Origin of the sequence: Pseudomonas sp. UBA6699 (genome assembly GCF_002454615.1) — a bacterium.
In the GTDB taxonomy this organism is placed as follows: domain Bacteria; phylum Pseudomonadota; class Gammaproteobacteria; order Pseudomonadales; family Pseudomonadaceae; genus Aquipseudomonas; species Aquipseudomonas juntendi.
On sequence record NZ_DKJF01000001.1, the window covers coordinates 1 to 16,978 of the forward strand.

The following is a 16,978-nucleotide window of genomic DNA, read 5'->3' on the forward strand; positions in this document are numbered from 1 at the left end:
ATGGGCCGCAAAGCGGCCCCAGGTTTTCGGCGTTGTTGCGAATATTGCTGGGGCCGCCTTGCGGCCCATCGCGACACAAGGCCGCTCCTACAACGACTGCGATAGGGCTGGAAAATCTACCTGCAAACGGATCCTGCACATGGCTGTCCCCTCCTCTGCTTCCCCGCTGTTCCCGCGCCAGCTGGCCATCGCCCTGCTGGCTCTGCTTGCCTGCTCATTCGCCGGTAACCATATCGCCGCACGCATCGCCTTCGATGACGGCACCGGTGTGCTGCTGGCCATACTCTGCCGTTCCGGCATCACCTTGCTGGTGCTGGCCGGCGTGCTGCTGTGGCAACGTCAGGCGCTGGCGCTGCCCGTTGGCACCCGCCGCTGGCAACTGCTGCTTGGCCTGCTGATCGCCACCCAGAGCCTGTGCCTGTATTCGGCGGTGGCGCGCATCCCGGTGGCCCTGGCCTTGCTGGTAGGCAATACCTTCCCGATGCTGCTGGCGCTGCTGACCTGGGCGCTGGGCGGTGCGCGCCCCACTGGCCGCACCGTGCTGTTCATGGGCTTGATCCTATGCGGCCTGGTGCTGGCGCTGGATGTGCCGGCACGCCTGGCCGACAGCGGTGCGGGCAACCCGCACTGGGCGCTGGGGGTCAGCCTGGCCTTCGGCGCCGCTTGTGCCTTTGCTTGCGCGTTGTGGATCACCGACCACAAGCTGCCTAGCGTGCGGGGCCCGGTGCGCAGCCTGCTGACCCTGCTGATCGTGTTCTCCAGCATGCTGCTCGCGGGCGCCAGCGGGGTGATGCCGGCCGGTTTGTCGCTGCCGGGCAGCAGCAGTGGCTGGGTGGCGCTGGCCAGCCTGGTACTGCTGTATGGGCTGGCGTTCAGCTTGCTGTTCGTCTGCGTACCCAGGCTGAACATGGCGCAAAACGCCCCGGTGATGAACGTCGAACCCATCGCCACTTTACTGCTGGGTTGGGCCCTGCTCGACCAGCAACTGGGCCCGCTGCAATTGCTCGGCGGCGCCGTAGTGGTATGCGGCATCGTGCTGCTGACTTACCGGCGGGCCAACTGATCGCTCTGCTCCAGAGGAACATTGCATGGCTGTGACCACACTGCACCTGCAGGACCGCCTGACCCGCCTGAGCCTGGCGCCGGAACTGGGTGCCAGTCTGGTCAACTGGCAGGTCAAGGCAACGGGGCAGGCGCTGCTGCGCCATACCGACGCGGCTGCCTTGGCCAGCGCCACGCCCAGGCGGCTGGCTTGCTACCCACTGGCGCCTTGGTCCAATCGGGTTGCCGAGGGGGGCTATGCCCGGCCGCAGGGCTGGCAGGCATTGGCGCCGAATACCGAGCACGACCCCTATCCCATCCATGGCAGCGCCTGGCAGCAGGCCTGGCACGTTGAGCATCACAGCGAACGGCGCGCACGGCTGACGCTGGACAGTGCCGTACCTTTCGCCTACCAGGCCACGCTGGATATACACCTGCATGAAGGCTGCCTGACCCTGGACCTGCATGTGACGCACCGGGATGATTCGGCCAACTGGTATGGGTTGGGCCTGCACCCTTACCTTCCGCGCTACCCCGATACCAAGCTGTCTGCGCCCGCGCGCAAAGTGTGGCTGGCCGAGGCTGGGCGCTTGCCGTCGTATCAGGCCACGGTGCCCGAGCCGTGGCGGTTCGAAGCACTGGGCCACCTGCCCGAGACGCTGGTCGACCACGCCTTCAGTGGCTGGCCGGGGCACTGTGTGATCGAACAGCCGGGGGCAGGCTACCGGCTGGCCTGTCGCACCAGCGGGGCGGAGCACTTCTTGCTGTTCTGCCCGCCGGGGCAAGGCTTCTTCTGCTTCGAGCCGGTCAGCCACCCGGTCAACGCCCATCACCTGCCCGGCCGGCCGGGGCTGAGGCTGTTGCAACAGGGTGACACGATGAGCCTGGGGTTCAGCATGCAGTACCAAGCGTTGTAACGCATTGTGGGCGCTACATGCTCACTCCAGTTGCTGGTCCCGCAGCGCCTGCGCCAGCATGTCGATGAAGGTTCTGACCTTGGCCGACCCGTACTTGCTCTCGCGGTGCAGTATGTGAATCGGCCAGGGTGCTTCCTCATACTCGGCCAGAATCACCTGCAACTGCCCGCTAGCCAGTTCATCAGCCACCTGGTATGACAATAAACGGGCAATCCCCAGGCCACCGCAGGCCGCAGCGATAGCCCCATCATTGCTGGTCACCGTCAGCCGCGGTTTCATGCGCACCAAAGTCGGCTCATCGGTCACGCCAAAGCGCCAGCCGGCTCGGGGGGACAGGTTGGTGGTACCGATCACCGCATGCCCGGCCAGGTCCGAGGGGTGCCTGGGCACACCGTGGCGCGCCAGGTAACCGGGCGCAGCGCACAACATGCGCCGGACCTGACCGACCCGCAGGGCCTTCAACCCGGAGTCGGGCAACGGGCCGATGCGCACGGCCACATCCATGCCTTCCTCGACCAGGTTCACCACGCGGTCGAGAAAGTAGGCGGCCACGTCGACTTGCGGATACTGCTGCAGGTAGCGAACGATGCTGGGCATGACGAACTTCCTGCCGAACAGGATCGGTGCAGTCACCGCCAGGTCACCCTTGGGGATGGCATTGATGCCCGCCGCCGCTTCGTTGGCCTCGTGAATGCTGGCCAGGATATGCCGGGTGTCCTCCAGGTAGCGGCCGCCTGCCTCGGTCAGGCGCACGCTGCGGGTGGTGCGCAGTAGCAGCTTGACCCCCAGCTGCTCCTCCAGGGCGCTGACGGCACGGGTGACGGCGGCCGGGGAGATGGCCAGGCGGCGGGCAGCAGCGGCGAAGCTTTCCAGCTCACCTACGGCGACGAATACCTTCATCAGGTGGATCTGGTCCATGCGAGCTCCTGGGGACATGAGGTGCCGGGATTATTGTTCATCTGGGTATTTTCTGCCGCCCGCGAAGAGGCGGGGCTGGTGTATCAGATGTCCAGCACCAGGGCCTGTACCCCCTCCTGCACCTGCGCCGGCACGGCACAACAGATCAACACCGACCCCGCCTCCGGTAGCTCTGCCGGTGGATTCGGGTAATGCACCTGGCCACTCACCAGTCTGGTCTTGCAGGTACCACACGAGCCACCCCGGCAACTGAACTCCGGCGCCAGCCCGCGCGCCTCGGCCAGCTCCAGCAAGGTACCGCCGCCGGGTGCCCAGCGCGCCTCCTTGGCCGACGCCGCAAAGTACACCGGTACTGGCTCGCTGGCAGCGGGTGGCTGATGCAAGGCGGGCTGGTCGGCGTCCGTGTGCCGGCGCAACGTCGACGGCCCAAACGCTTCTGCGTGAATCCGCGCATCCGGCACATGCACGCCGCGCAACCCTTCATACAAGTCCTGGGTAAAACTGCCCGGTCCGCACAGGTAGAACTCGTAGTCGTCCAGCGCCAGCGTCGCCTTGACCTGCCCCATGCCCAGGCGCCCGGCAAACTCGTAATCCCGCCCAAGCAGCGCATGGCTTTCCGGCTGGCTCAGGGCGCGATGAATGTGCAGCAAGCCCTCGGCCCGTTGCTGCAGACTCGCCAGCTCCTGCCTGAACGGCAGGTCGGCCAGGCTACGCGCACCCTGGAACACGTGGATGGCCCGAGCCTGCCCTTGGCTCAATTGCTCACGCAGCATGGCCAGCAACGGCGTAATGCCTACGCCAGCGCCAATCAGCACCAACGGCCGCGTGCTCTGTATGTCGAGCGTGAAACTGCCCATGGGTGGGCGAACATCAAGCACATCGCCTGGCGCGATGCGCTCATGCAAGTGGCGGGAAACCGGGCCCTGGGCTTTGACGCTGATGCGCCAATAGCCGTCGGAAGGTGCGCTGGACAAGCTGTAGGTGCGGATAAGCGGCGCCTCACCGTCGCGCTTGACCTGCACCGGAACATGTTGCCCGGGTGCAAACGCCACAGCGGAACCGGTGGGCGGCTGCAGGTAGAACGAACGGATATCGCGGCTCTCCTGCTCTACCCGCAGCACCCGCCAGGCTTGCCATTGGCGCTGCTGCTGACGTTGCTGCAAACGCGCATCGGCCTCGGCCCAGGTGCCGGTCATCAGGCTGGTGGGGGCGTACTCCTTGAACGCCCAGCGCAGGGAAACCGCAGCCGGCCGCCACACCACCTGGTCGACCTCCAGCGTCCACAGCCGCTCTGCACCTTCGAACGCCTGGATGGCCGGGCTTTCCAGCAGCACCTCGGCACGCCCGCCCACCTGCAGCACGTTGCCGTTACTGAAGTCGATGAACAGCAAACCTGCCCTCGGGTTGACCAACAAGTTGCCCAAGGTGTTGAAGTGCAGGTTACCGGCGTAGTCGGGGATGGTTAGCGTATTGCCTTGCACCCTGACGAATCCTGGCCGACCGCCACGGTGGGACACATCCACCGAACGCTGGCCGGTGTCATGCTCGACATAGCTGGCGACGAAGAAGGTGTCGGCAGACTGGATCATACTGACGGTCGTGGCATCCAGGGATGTCGCATCGATGCGCCCCTGGGCCGGTTCGGCGACGCGCGTGTAATCGCGTAACTGGATGTATTGCGGGCAGTTGCCGAACGACTGCTCTACCGTCACTTGCAATTGCCCTGCAACCGCCTGGCGGATCTGCCCGTTGAGGCGGTTGCGCCGGCGGGTGTGCAGTTCGATGCCCAGCAGGCCGATTGCCTGCCCGGCGACCAATCCCGGGGTCGCCGGGTCATCGGCCGCTAGCCTGGCGTCAATCGTCAACTGGCGTGGGTCGGGCGAACTGACGAAACCTTCCGGCCCTTCCAGCAGCGTCGCCCAGGGCCGCCCCTGAGCGTCTACGCTGGCCGCCACCATGAACGGCAACTGATGGTAGAACGTGCGGTGCTGGTCGGGCATGTAGTCACGAATGACCTTTTGCCCGAACGCCTCCATGCGCTCTGCTACTCCGACCTTTTCCTGCAGGGTTTTCTCGCCCGCATGCCAAGGCGAGGGGCGGCGATCGGGGGACTGTTGCATGGTGGCGTTCCTCGCAGAGGGATCAGACGCTGGTCTGCAACCCGATGACGGTGCGGGGCATCGGTACGAAGCCCGGCAATGCCTCGATCCGCGCCAGCCAGCTACGTACGTTGGCATACGGCTCCAGCGACACGTTGCCCTCCGGTGCGTGGGCGATGTAGGAGTAGTTGGCGACGTCGGCGATGGTCGGCGTGTCGCCTGCCAGGAACGGCGACTTGGCCAGTTCGGCATCAATCACCTTGAGCAGGGTGTGCGCCCGGGTAATCACTTCGTCAGTGTTGAACGAAGCGCCGAACACGGTCACCAGGCGTGCAGCGGCCGGGCCAAAGGCCAGCGGGCCTGCAGCGACCGACAGCCAGCGTTGTACACGGGCGGCAGCGGCTGGCGCTTCGGGTAGCCAGGTGCCGTTGTCATATTTTTTGGCGAGGTAAACGAGGATTGCGTTGGAGTCTGCGATCACCGTGCCGTTGTCATCGATGACCGGTACCTGGCCGAACGGGTTGAGGGCCAGGAAGTCCGGCTGCTTGTGCGCACCTTTGGCCAGGTCCACGAACACCAGCTCGGTAGGCAGGTTGAGCAGCGAAAGCATCAGCTCGATGCGGTGGGCGTGGCCGGACTTGGGGAAGTTGTAGAGCTTGATCGGGTTCGACATGGGCTTGGCTCCTGGTCAGCACCGGATTGGGCTGATGGAGCACATGCTGCACTGATTCGGCTGGCAGCAGAATCAGTGCGCGGGGGAAACCATAATTTCGCCAGATGGAATAATAAACCGCTCCATGTCAAACAACAGTCTGCGTTTTTCGAGTGCTTGCTGACGGATCCGCAGTGCGGCCCCAGCAAGCACCGCAGCAACCGAGCCCGTGTGCCTCAGTGCGGCTTGTTGAAGTAGCGGAACAAACCACGCGCGGCTTCGATCACCTTCGGCACACAGGCCTGTATCTCCGCTTCGCTCATCTGGTCCAGCAGCTCGAAGTTATCCTCCAGCCCATGCAAAGAAATGGCTTTGAGTAACTGGTCCTGCTCTGGCGGCAAAGCTTCCCAGTTGGCGACCTGGGTAGCGCGCATGTAGCCGAAGCACCATTCTTCCATCACGACCACGGTGCCCTGCTCGTCTTCTGTTTCCTCGAACAGCGGCTCGAACTGATCGATGTGGTCGCCCAACTGTCCGGCGACTTGGTCGGCATACCGCAGCATCAATGCCACATAGGCTTCTTCATGGGCCGGTTTCTTGAACTTGGGCACCTTGCCACCTGCCACTGCCGGCAGCCAGTGCTCGGGGGTGACCGTGGTCGGCGAGCTAGCCAGCGCGGTGAAAAAGCCATTGAGCTCGGCCAGGTTGAGTACCGAGTAGTCGTTGCCGTAGGTGATCAGCAGGTCTTCGAGGCGGTGCAGTTCTTTTTCGCTGAGTGGCGGGAGCATCGGGCAGGGAATCCTTGCTAGCAAAAGTGTGTGCACCCTAGCACAGCAATGCTTGAAGGGTTGCCCGTGCAAGGCACTGCGCGGGCAAATTTTCAGGTGGGCAGCCAACCCGGCAACTCATGCTGCCGGTCGGCGCCAATCAGCAGCCACAGCAAGATGCGGCACTTGCGCGGGCAGAGGTGCCCGGCCATGTGCACACCTTTTTTCTGCAAGTCGATCTCGGAGCCGGAAAAACCGTATGTTGCGCGGGCTGTAGCCCCCTCACCTGTACGAGTGGCGACAATGACTGGCAGGGTTGGCGTCATGTGCTTTAGAACATCAGACCAATTGCCGGAAACATGGCCGGCGCCGAACCCGGCGATGACCAGCCCGTCGTAGCGCAATGCGGGCAGAGCCTGCAGCAATACAGTGTCGGCGTCCAGGCACGCCTCCAGCAGGATGACGCGCTGGTCGGTACGCCCCGGTAGCGGGAGTACCTCCCGCCTGTCTGGGGGATGGCGGTACGTTGCAACACCTTCTACAACTTCCCCCACAGGACCGAAACCAGGCGAGTCGAATGCCGCTATCGCCAGGCTGGCTGTCTTGCGAACCTTTGTCGCACGATGGATCTGATCATTCATCACCACCAGCACACCACGCCCACCGCTGCCTCGTGCCAATGCAACCTGGGCCGCAGCCAGAAGGTTGGCCGGGCCATCGTTGCCCGGCTGGCTGGGCGAGCGCATTGCACCGGTCATCACCAAAGGCGCATCGAAGGGCCAAAGCAGGTCAAGGAAATAGGCCGTTTCCTCAAGGCTGTCGGTGCCTTGGGTCAGTATCACGGCCCGGGCACCGCCCTCGACTTCGCAGCGAGCCCAGGCCAGCACTTCCAGCAACGCGTTGAAGCTGAGCGATGCACTGGGGACCAAGCTCAATGACGTTACAGTCAACTGCGCCATTTCGCGCAACTGCGGTACCTGAAGCAGTTGCTGCTCACAATCCAGGGTGGGCGTTACGCCACACCCACCCGCTGTAGCCTGCATGCTGACCGTCCCGCCCAAACTGGCGATCGACAGCTTGGGCAGGTCCGAATGCTCAATCATCCTTCTCCCCCCACCAGTAACCCGATCAGCGGTACGATTCCCAACGTGCTGATCGCCATCGACACCACGTTGCCGATGTAGCCATGCACATAACTCGGCAACCGCTGCGTGATCGCCACTGCCAGCGGCGGAGCCACCAGGGCCCCCAGCACTGCACCGGCCACAATGACTTGCCAACTACCGCCATGCGTCAGCACGGCGGCCGGCACGATCGAGACAATCGGAATATAAGTCGGATACCACCCCCGGGCTTGCCACTGGCCGCGCCAGAATACGACCCCGACCAAGGATGCCAAGGCCTGTCCGGCCAGTATGTGCAACGCCAACATTGAACCGTATGCAGGTGCTGCCGGGGCCAACAGGTAAGCCAGCAACAAACCCAGTAGGAGACCCAGACTAGCCAGCTCATTGCCAAAGAAGGGGGCTTCACTGAAATCGGCCAGTACACGCCGCAAAGTCCAGATCACACCGTAGGATGGCTGGCTGGCCACAGGTTTCACAACGTCGGGTTCGTGGCTTTGGCGGACCCATGACGGGTAGCGCTTGCACAGCAGGAAAGCGGCGGCACTTGCCACGGCCATTCCACCCACGTTGCCGATAACCACAGGCAACTGCAGGGGGTAGCACAGGTAGTTGACCAGCAGCAGACTCGCCGGGGTTACCAGTAATGCCCCCAGCAATGCGCCTGCTATCGCCACACGCCAGCCCGCCCCATACAACAGCACCATGGCTGCCGGCAACGACACGAAGGCCACGAACGTTGGTTGCCAGGTACCACTGGCCAAGGTCCATCCCCACAAGGCATGGCTAAGTAAAAGGCCCATCAGCGAGCTGGTGAACACCCATGGCCACAGTCCGCTTCCATAGCAGATGGCAAAACCCTGCCAGCGGTACCCGCGAAGATGGGCCCAATGTGCCAGGCTGGCGCCTAGCAGCAAGCCCAGCGCAGGCAGCTCATGCTTGTAGAATGCGACCTCGCTGATATCGCCCACTATCCAACGCAAACGACTCAGCGGTTGGTCCAGGGTCGCCGCCAGTTGCCCGTAGTCTGGCCACGGGCCTGACGCAAGGCTGGCTGCCAGCAGCATTGCCAGGCAGGTGAAGATCAGCACGGGGGCGTGCTGCCGATTGGGCAGCAGTAATGGCTTCATGTGCGGATCCTCAGCGTGGCATAGGCGCATGCAGGCGGTAGCCAAGCGCAGCATCGTAGAGGTCGGTACGGCGATCACGCTGCAGGTCGTTGAGGCTGTTCCAGATCGGCGCTGAACGCGCGCTGCTGAGGTCGACATCGGCGTAGACAATGCTTTCCTCCTCCGCACTGGCCACAGCACCAATGGGCCAACCGTTGGTTCCGGCAATCAACGAACAACCGAGAAAGCGCCCTCCTCGCTCACTGCCGATACGGTTTGCGGCGGCGATGTAGACATTGTTCACATGCGCGGCTGTCATGGTCAGGTACGACGCCATGCAACGCCCTGTTTCATCAAACAGCGGAGGCGGTGTCCACACCCAATTGTTCAAGCTGCATATGATGTCTGCCCCTTGCGCTGCCATGAGCCGTGGCACTTCAGGGAACCAGATGTCCCAGCAGATCAGCAGGCCAATACGGCCGATTGGCGTCTCGAATACAGGGAAGCCGAGGTCGCCAGGGGTGAACCAGAGCTTTTCCTGGTTCCACAGGTGGGCCTTGCGATAGTGGCCTAGCAGGCCGTCGGGGCCAAACAATACGGCGCTGTCGTAGAGCTTCAGGCCCTCACGCTCGGCGAATCCTGCTGCCACGTACACCTGATATTCCCTGGCGAAATCAGCCCAGGCTTTCAGGCTGCGGCCCGCCTGCAACGTTTCGGCATGGGCATAGGCCTCGGCACGGGAGTGAAAGGTGTACCCGGTGTTGGCCAGCTCGGGCAGCACGATCAGATTGGCACCTTCACGCACCGCACGCCGGGCCAGTGCCAGGCCTCTGCTCAGGTTGCCATCGCAGTACTCTAGCCCGACTTGTGGGTCGTACTGGATGACAGCGATGCGGACAGGGCTGACGGGGGGGCAATGTTCGGACATGGCGACTTCCTTTTTGTGGTTGTTTTGGAAGGTCGCCAGTAGAGCGGGGTTGGGGTTGGGAGAGACAGTCGGGCAGGTCCTATGAGGTCGAAGGAGAAGCGAGTAAGCGCAGTAGGACGAATCTCACAAAAACACCCAGCTGCCGCTATTTCCCAAGTTGATAATGCGGATAGTGTTCAAGGGTAAAGTCTCCATTGAACGTTGCGGATGTGTTGTTGCAAAGATTGATCACTACATCAAGCGCGGTGCGTAGACTCGGCTCGGTCCAGCCGGCGTCAACGGAGAAGGACTCCCCAGCCAGATAAAGCCCCGAGCTGGCACTGTAATCGCGGTTATACTTCATCAGGCCGACCGCGTCGTAGTAGGTACCAGCGCGGTACAGCTTTGCGCAGCCGAGCGCATTTTTGTCCGTAGCCCAGCGCTGTATGCGGATGTTTCGGGTATCGATGTAAGGCGATATAGGTTCGGCCACATTGCAGCAGCGCAGGAGGATTCGGTCGAGTTCCTCCACACACTTGTTGGCCAGTTCTTCATCAGTGAATACGGCTAGCTTCGTTGCATCATCTTCCCATGTGTAGCTGAGCAGGATGCAGTCGTCGGGGTAACGATCGTTGTACCGATAGGCGTATACGTCGTGGACCAAGCTGTCGGTGACGAGGATCTGGGGTAAAGCTGATTTACTGTCCAGATAACTCTTCTTCAGTGGCGCATAGACTTTGCAGCTGGTTTCCCAATGAGCGTGCTTCCACGCATCCACAATCGACTGCGGCAGTATCTGACGGCTAAAACCGTCGAGGCGCATGTTGGTCTCGATCAGCCAGGAAGGGACAGTCAGGATCACACTGTCGAAGTCATCATATTGGAGGCTTTGATGTGCAGGATCACTGCAGTGCCAGCAGTATCCGACCCGAATACGACCCGCTTCAAGCTTTTGCAAGGAACGGACCGAGGTGTCTGTCAACAGCCCGTCATCTTGTCGAAGGAGATGATCATAAAGCGAAGTGCCGTTCATCCCGGCGTCGAGAAACAACAGACTTTCATCCATCGCCGCTAGACCGATATACGCAGGACCGTTGAACATCAGCCCTCTACTATCAGGAACATTGCTGGCTTCCAGATACGGCGCAGCATAGGGCAATCCATCCTGATCAACGCGGCCATGCACCAGTTGCAAATGACTGCTGAAGCCAAAGATCGCAGTACGCAGCGGATACAGGCAGCAGACGTCGTAAAATGCACCCCAGCTACCATCACCAATACCGATTGAATAGAAAATAGCCGACTCTTCGCTGCTCATGCCCAGCCCGCCAAAATCAGCAGGGTTTGCGGGATTCCACACAGTGAGCATTGGCAAACGCACAAGATCCCTGAATGACAGCAGGTGGTAACGCTCGACTATAGCTTGCCATGTCGACGCCCAGGATGGCGTGCCATACACCATGGCAACGCGCTCGGCAAACTGCGTGGCGAAGCGCTGCCATTTTTCATAGACCTTTTGCAGCGTTGCTGTCGGTGGAGGAGTATCCCCTTGTGGATTCCGCCAAAACAGCAACTTCGGCTTCCCCTCCTCCTCAAGTTCCCCGTCACGAAGATAGATACCGGTTGTGTTCACCCAAGGCGTCCCAGGGTTCGGGAAATCGGAAAGTTTTAGCTTAAACAGCGTCGCGTAGTAGGCCATAAGCGAGCAACCATCTTTAGGTGATTCCCCTGTCCTGTTGAACAGAGGCATACGCATGGCCCCCATTTCGAATGGGGTTGAAGGCTGCTTGTAATTGCCGCCGTTGTTCACCACTGTCAGGTGGCGCCCACCCACGCGCTGAGATTGCTCTATCAAAGTGATGCGGGTAAAACCACAGCGCAACAATTCCCGAGCAGCTGTTAGCCCTGTCACGCCAGCACCAACAATACAGATCCGATGCTCCGGGCGGGCGGCACGTGCAACACCTCCCTGTTGTTCAACAAGACGGCGATAGTCGAAGCAGAGGTCTGGAGGATTTGGAAAACGCGCGGCCCAAGGCTGCAAAGGCAAGGATGGCTCAATGGCCAGATCAGCAGGGTGGTTGTGACTAGAACCGATGGTCATGAACTCGTACTCTCCATAAATTGAAGAGCCTGAGCATGATCGACTTGCGAGACGTGAAGTGTTGGTTATGTGCCACCAGTCAACACCCACAGAATCTTGAGAGACCTGTGGGTGCCAGCGTGCAGTCCCGATAAGGACATCAGCTCTTATACCGCCAGCGCGCGCTCACGCAGCTCGCTGTTGAGGATGCGGTCGTTTTCGCTGTAGTCGACCGGGCAGTCGATCACGTGCACGCCTGGGGTCTTGATGCAGTGCTCCAGCAGCGGCAGCAGGCCGTCGGCGCTTTCCACGCGGTGGCCATTGGCGCCGTAGGCTTCGGCATACTTGACGAAGTCCGGGTTGCCGTAGTCCAGGCCGAAATCGGTGAAGCCCATGTTGGCCTGCTTCCAGCGGATCATGCCGTAGCCATCGTCACGCAGGATCACCACGGTGATGTGCATGCCCAGGCGCACGGCGGTTTCCAGCTCCTGGCTGTTCATCATGAAGCCGCCGTCACCGCACACCGAAATCACCGGGCGATCCGGGTAGACCAGGTGTGCAGCCATGGCCGATGGCAAGCCGGCGTCCATGGTCGCCAGGGCGTTGTCCAGCAGCACGGTGTTCGGCTTGTGCGCCTTGTAGTTACGGGCGAACCAGATCTTGTAGATGCCGTTGTCCAGGGCCACGATGCCTTCGGACGGCAGCACGCGACGAATGTCGGCCACCAGGCGCTGTGGGTAGACCGGGAAGCGGTCGTCGTCGGCGCCTTCGGCGATCTGGGCTTCGTTGGCTTCACGAATCGCCATGAGGCGGGTGAAGTCCCAGTGCGAAGTGTCGCCCAGGCCTTCAGCGATCTGCCACACGGCGTTGGCGATGTCGCCGATCACTTCAACCTGCGGGAAGTACACGGCATCGACTTCGGCGGAGCGGAAGTTGATATGGATGACTTCGGTGCCGCCACGCACCATGAAGAACGGCGGCTTCTCGATCACATCGTGGCCGATGTTGACGATGAGGTCCGCCGCTTCGATCGCACGGTGCACGAAATCGCCTGACGACAGCGCAGCGTTACCCAGGAAGCGTGGGTGGCGCTCGTCGACCACACCTTTACCCAGCTGGGTGGTGACGAATGGGACACCGGTATTATCGACCAGTTGCTTGAGGACCTTGGCGGTCATCTTGCGGTTGGCACCGGCGCCGATAACCAAAATCGGACTGCGGGCTTTGTGCAGCTTTTCAATCGCAGCTTCAATGGCCACGTGCTCGGCCAGCGGGCGGCGGTGCAGGCTGCGCGGGATCGGCAGCGCGTCGGTCTGCTCGGCGGCGATGTCTTCCGGCAGTTCCAGGTGCACGGCACCCGGCTTTTCTTCTTCAGCCAGGCGGAAGGCTTCACGCATGCGCGAAGGGATGTTGTCGGCCGAAGCGAACTGGTGGGTGTACTTGGTGATGGGGTCCATCATGCCGCACACGTCGATGATCTGGAAGCGGCCCTGCTTGGACTTCTTGATCGGCTTCTGGCCGGTGATCATCATCATCGGCATGCCGCCCAGGTAGGCATAGGCGCTGGCCGTGACCAGGTTGGTGGCACCCGGGCCGAGGGTCGACAGGCTGACGCCGGTCTTGCCGGTCAGGCGACCGTAGGTAGCCGCCATGAAGCCTGCAGACTGCTCGTGACGGGTCAGTACCAGTTTGATCTTCGACTTGCGCAGGGATTCGAGCAGGTCGAGGTTTTCCTCACCAGGAATGCCGAATACATACTCGACACCTTCGTTTTCCAGACATTGCACAACGACATCGGCGGCCTTGGCCATTTAGGGTACTACCTCAAAATCTTTGGGGGATTGCAGCGAGATCGGCTGCGTGACTGAGATGTTGCAGGATGTCTCAGTGCCGCGCATCGTAGGCCCTCTGGTTAATAATAATAAATATATTGTTATGATGCGTGGCATCACAGTTCGTTATAAATGCAATGACTACGAAAGGTCGTACGCCCCAATGAACCTCAAGGCACTGCGTTGCTGCGTCGAAATCGTCCGCCAAGGCAGCTTCACCAAAGCAGCGCAACACCTGCACATAGCCCAGCCTGCGTTGAGCATGGCGGTTACCCGGCTGGAGGAAGAGCTGGGCGTGACCCTGTTCAACCGCACCACCCGCAAGGTGCTGCTCACGGCCGAGGGCGAGCAGTTCCTGCCACGCATAGCCTCTGCCCTGCGCGAAATGGATGTGGCCCGGCAGGAGCTGCGCGACATGGCGGACCTCAAGCGCGGCGAAGTGCGCCTGGGTATCCCGCCAATGTTCGGCCTGCACTATGTGCCAGGCTTGATGAACGCGTTCCGTCAGTCGTACCCCGGTATCGCCATGACCGTGTTCGAGGGCAGCGCCGCCGACATCGGCCAGCGCCTCGAACAACGGGAAATCGACCTGGCGTTGCTGGAATCGCGGCGCGTACCGCAGGACAAGGAGTCGATCCTGCTGGGCAGCGACGAGATGCTGGCATGCATGCACCCCGACCACCCTTATGCCGGCAAGGCATTTCTCACCGCCGAAGACCTGCGCAATACCGACATGGTGGTATTCGACCGGACCTTCGTGCAGCGCCACCTGCTGGACGCATTTTTCGCCGAACACGGCATTACCTACCAAGTGGCCCTGCAGAGCAATTTCGTCTCGCTGGTGGTGCAGGCAGCACTGGACAACATGGGCGTGGCCACCCTGCTGCGCTCGGTGCAGCAGCGTACACCGGGCATTGTCGGCGTACCCTTCCGCCCGGCACAGCAGATGAGCTTCAGGTTGTGCTGGCGTTCAGGGGAATACCTGTCGCTGGCCAGCAAACGCTTCATCGATTTCGCCGCACAAACGCATTATCTGGAGCGCTGATCGGCGCTTGGCTCCTGGTTTGAGCGGCGGCGCTGCCTCGACGTTGCGCCCACCGATTGACTATCATCCCGCCTTGAACGTTTCAGCATGTTTCAACATAGGCCCAACAAGGGATTCAGATGTCAGTCCAGCAACTCCCCCCGCCGCCCAGCAAAAGCGCCGTCGCCAAGATGGAAGCCGCCATGGCGCTGGGCAGCTTCGCCATCGGTACCGGTGAATTTTCCATCATGGGCCTGATGCCCGACATTGCCAGCAACCTGCAGTTGAGCGAACCGCAAGTGGGCCACGCCATCAGTGCCTATGCGCTGGGGGTCATGGTCGGTGCGCCGACCCTGGCGATTCTGGGCGCCAAACTGCTGCGCAAGCACATGCTGCTGCTGTTGATGCTGCTGTATGCGCTGGGCAACCTGGCCACCGCCCTCGCCCCTTCCTTCAGCGGCCTGGTGGCTTTCCGCTTCATCAGCGGCCTGCCCCACGGTGCCTATTTCGGCATCGCCGCGGTGGTGGCCTCGAGCATGGTTGCCAAGGACCAGCGTGCCGGGGCCGTGGCCCGGGTGATGCTGGGCCTGACGCTGGCCATGCTGCTGGGCAACCCTGTAGCCACCTTCCTCGGCCAGTACTTTGGCTGGCGCTCGGCGTTCGTGCTGGTCGGCGTGATCGCCCTGTGCACCATTGCCCTGGTCTGGCGCTTCGTGCCCCAGCCGCACGATGAGGTGCGCAGCGACCCACGCAAGGAACTGCGCGCCTTTGCCCTGCCGCAAGTGTGGATGGCACTGGGCATCGCGGCCATTGGCTTTGCCGGCATGTTCTGTGTATTCAGCTACCTGGCGCCGACCATGCTGCAAGTGACCCAGGTCGCGCCGCAGTGGATTCCGTTCGGCCTGGCGGCCTTCGGTGTGGGCGGTATCGTTGGCAACATTGCAGGTGGCAAGCTGTTCGACCGGTTGCAGTTCCGTGCGGTGGGGTTGGTGCTGGTTTGGTCGATCGCCGTGCTGCTGTTCTTCACCGTCGCCGCGCAGGCGCTCTGGAGCCTGCTGCTGGGCATCGGCCTGGTGGGCACCATGATCGCCCTGGCGGCACCGTTGCAGATCCGCTTGATGGACATTGCCCATGAAGCGCCAAGCCTGGCCGCAGCGTCGAACCATGCCGCGTTCAACCTGGCCAATGCACTGGGGCCTTGGCTGGGCGGTATGGCGATTACCGCCGGCATGGGCTGGACCAGCACCGGCTACATCGGCGCGGCGACCGCGCTGGTCGGGCTGGGCATCTACCTGCTCGCCCGGCGGATGCGTGGTGGGCATTGACCCGGCAGCGGTGCTGGGCAGGGGTAGGTTCAGCGTCACACGGCGTTCGATGAACCTTCCCCATTGCTGAACTCACTACCATCAGCACCAGCCGCAGGCTGGGTTCATCCCTTCCCCTTCCTAGGAGATCACGATGCAATACGTAAAGCTGGGTAGCACCGGCCTGGATATTTCCAGGCTGTGCCTGGGTTGCATGACGTTCGGCGAACCGGATGCCGGCACCCACCCCTGGACCTTGGGCGAAGAGGCCAGCCGGCCGATCATTCGCCATGCCGTCGAGCAAGGCATCAACTTCTTCGACACTGCCAACAGCTACTCTGCCGGCACGTCGGAAGTGATCGTCGGCAAACTGCTGAAGGCCTTCACGCGCCGTGAAGAAACGGTCATCGCCACCAAGGTGTTCTACCCACCGAACATGGGGCAAGGCACCCACCGGCCCAATGAACAGGGCTTGTCCCGCAAAGCGATCATGGCCAGCATCGACGCCAGCCTCACGCGCCTGGGCACCGACTATGTGGACCTGTACCAGATTCACCGCTGGGACTACCACACGCCCATCGAGGAAACCATGGAAGCCCTGCACGACGTGGTCAAGGCTGGCAAGGCGCGCTACATCGGCGCTTCGTCGATGTACGCCTGGCAGTTCGCCAAGGCTCAGCAGGTGGCGGCCAGCAACGGCTGGAGCCGCTTCGTTTCGATGCAGAACCACCTCAACCTGCTGTACCGCGAAGAAGAACGCGAGATGATCCCGCTGTGCCTGGACCAAGGCGTGGGCTTGTTGCCCTGGAGCCCGATGGCCCGCGGCCGCCTCACGCGCCCCAACGGCCAGCAGACCGACCGCACCCGTAGCGACCTGTCCGGGCAGTCGTTCTATAAAGCTACCGAGGTCGAAGATGGCCGGGTCATCGATGTCGTCGAGCAGATTGCCGGCGAACGAGGGGTGCCAATGGCCCAGGTCGCGCTGGCATGGGTGTTGGGCAAAAACGGCGTAAGCGCACCGATCGTCGGCGCCTCCAAACCCGCCCATCTGGATGATGCGCTGGCCGCGCTGTCGGTGCAGCTCAGTGCCGATGAAGTGGCACGGCTGCAGGCGCCGTATATCCCGCACGCGGTGGCAGGCTTCAAGTAGCGTGGGCCTTTGCCAGCACGCCGGGTATGCCCGGCGTGCTGGCCAATGACG

General features: G+C 62.1%; 14 protein-coding genes. 5 read left to right on the forward strand and 9 right to left on the reverse strand.

The features are described 5' to 3' along the window. Positions 1–139 precede the first annotated feature (139 nt). The gene (locus B3361_RS00005) at positions 140–1,063 is read left to right on the forward strand and encodes an EamA family transporter (RefSeq protein WP_054905983.1); all 924 of its coding nucleotides are present in this window, start codon (positions 140–142) and stop codon (positions 1,061–1,063) included. Between the two features lie 25 nt (positions 1,064–1,088). Further along, entirely contained in the window at positions 1,089–1,958 is an 870-nt protein-coding gene (locus tag B3361_RS00010; protein ID WP_054905984.1) for an aldose 1-epimerase, read from the forward strand. Between the two features lie 21 nt (positions 1,959–1,979). On the opposite strand, the gene B3361_RS00015 is transcribed toward B3361_RS00010, so the two are convergent. The 9 genes from B3361_RS00015 to B3361_RS00055 all read right to left on the reverse strand — a co-directional run bounded on the left by B3361_RS00015 (position 1,980) and on the right by B3361_RS00055 (position 13,428). Next, positions 1,980–2,876 carry a LysR family transcriptional regulator gene (locus B3361_RS00015; RefSeq protein WP_154211822.1) on the reverse strand — a complete coding sequence of 299 codons (897 nt, stop codon included), beginning with the start codon at positions 2,874–2,876 and terminating at the stop codon, positions 1,980–1,982. A gap of 83 nt (positions 2,877–2,959) precedes the next feature. Continuing rightward, positions 2,960–4,996 carry a pyridoxamine 5'-phosphate oxidase family protein gene (locus B3361_RS00020; RefSeq protein WP_054905986.1) on the reverse strand — a complete coding sequence of 679 codons (2,037 nt, stop codon included), beginning with the start codon at positions 4,994–4,996 and terminating at the stop codon, positions 2,960–2,962. A 22-nt stretch (positions 4,997–5,018) separates the two neighbouring features. Then, positions 5,019–5,648: a glutathione S-transferase family protein gene (locus B3361_RS00025; RefSeq protein WP_029885569.1), complete on the reverse strand. Its 630-nt coding sequence runs from the start codon at positions 5,646–5,648 to the stop codon at positions 5,019–5,021. Between the two features lie 215 nt (positions 5,649–5,863). Continuing rightward, entirely contained in the window at positions 5,864–6,415 is a 552-nt protein-coding gene (locus B3361_RS00030; protein ID WP_054905987.1) for a UPF0149 family protein, read from the reverse strand. A 92-nt stretch (positions 6,416–6,507) separates the two neighbouring features. After that, positions 6,508–7,497 carry an asparaginase gene (locus B3361_RS00035; RefSeq protein WP_054905988.1) on the reverse strand — a complete coding sequence of 330 codons (990 nt, stop codon included), beginning with the start codon at positions 7,495–7,497 and terminating at the stop codon, positions 6,508–6,510. After that, positions 7,494–8,648, reverse strand: a complete 1,155-nt coding sequence (locus tag B3361_RS00040; protein WP_054905989.1) for a hypothetical protein — start codon at positions 8,646–8,648, stop codon at positions 7,494–7,496. Before B3361_RS00040 ends, B3361_RS00035 begins: the two co-directional genes overlap by 4 nt. Before the next feature lie 10 nt (positions 8,649–8,658). Further along, entirely contained in the window at positions 8,659–9,555 is an 897-nt protein-coding gene (locus tag B3361_RS00045; RefSeq protein ID WP_154211823.1) for a nitrilase family protein, read from the reverse strand. Positions 9,556–9,700: 145 nt separating this feature from the next. Then, positions 9,701–11,638 carry a flavin monoamine oxidase family protein gene (locus tag B3361_RS00050; RefSeq protein ID WP_054905990.1) on the reverse strand — a complete coding sequence of 646 codons (1,938 nt, stop codon included), beginning with the start codon at positions 11,636–11,638 and terminating at the stop codon, positions 9,701–9,703. 146 nt (positions 11,639–11,784) lie between these two features. Further along, complete coding sequence (locus B3361_RS00055; RefSeq protein WP_286920029.1) at positions 11,785–13,428, reverse strand: acetolactate synthase large subunit; 1,644 nt, start codon at positions 13,426–13,428, stop codon at positions 11,785–11,787. 184 nt (positions 13,429–13,612) lie between these two features. Here B3361_RS00055 and B3361_RS00060 point away from each other — a divergent pair, with 184 nt between their 5' ends. The 3 genes from B3361_RS00060 (at position 13,613) to B3361_RS00070 (ending at position 16,927) form a co-directional block, all read left to right on the forward strand. Continuing rightward, on the forward strand, positions 13,613–14,494 hold the full coding sequence (locus tag B3361_RS00060) for a LysR family transcriptional regulator (protein WP_009682269.1): 882 nt from the start codon (positions 13,613–13,615) through the stop codon (positions 14,492–14,494). A gap of 119 nt (positions 14,495–14,613) precedes the next feature. Further along, positions 14,614–15,798, forward strand: coding sequence for an MFS transporter (locus tag B3361_RS00065; protein WP_054906060.1), 1,185 nt, complete (start codon positions 14,614–14,616; stop codon positions 15,796–15,798). 133 nt (positions 15,799–15,931) lie between these two features. Continuing rightward, positions 15,932–16,927: an aldo/keto reductase gene (locus tag B3361_RS00070; RefSeq protein WP_054906061.1), complete on the forward strand. Its 996-nt coding sequence runs from the start codon at positions 15,932–15,934 to the stop codon at positions 16,925–16,927. Positions 16,928–16,978: the final 51 nt, after the last annotated feature.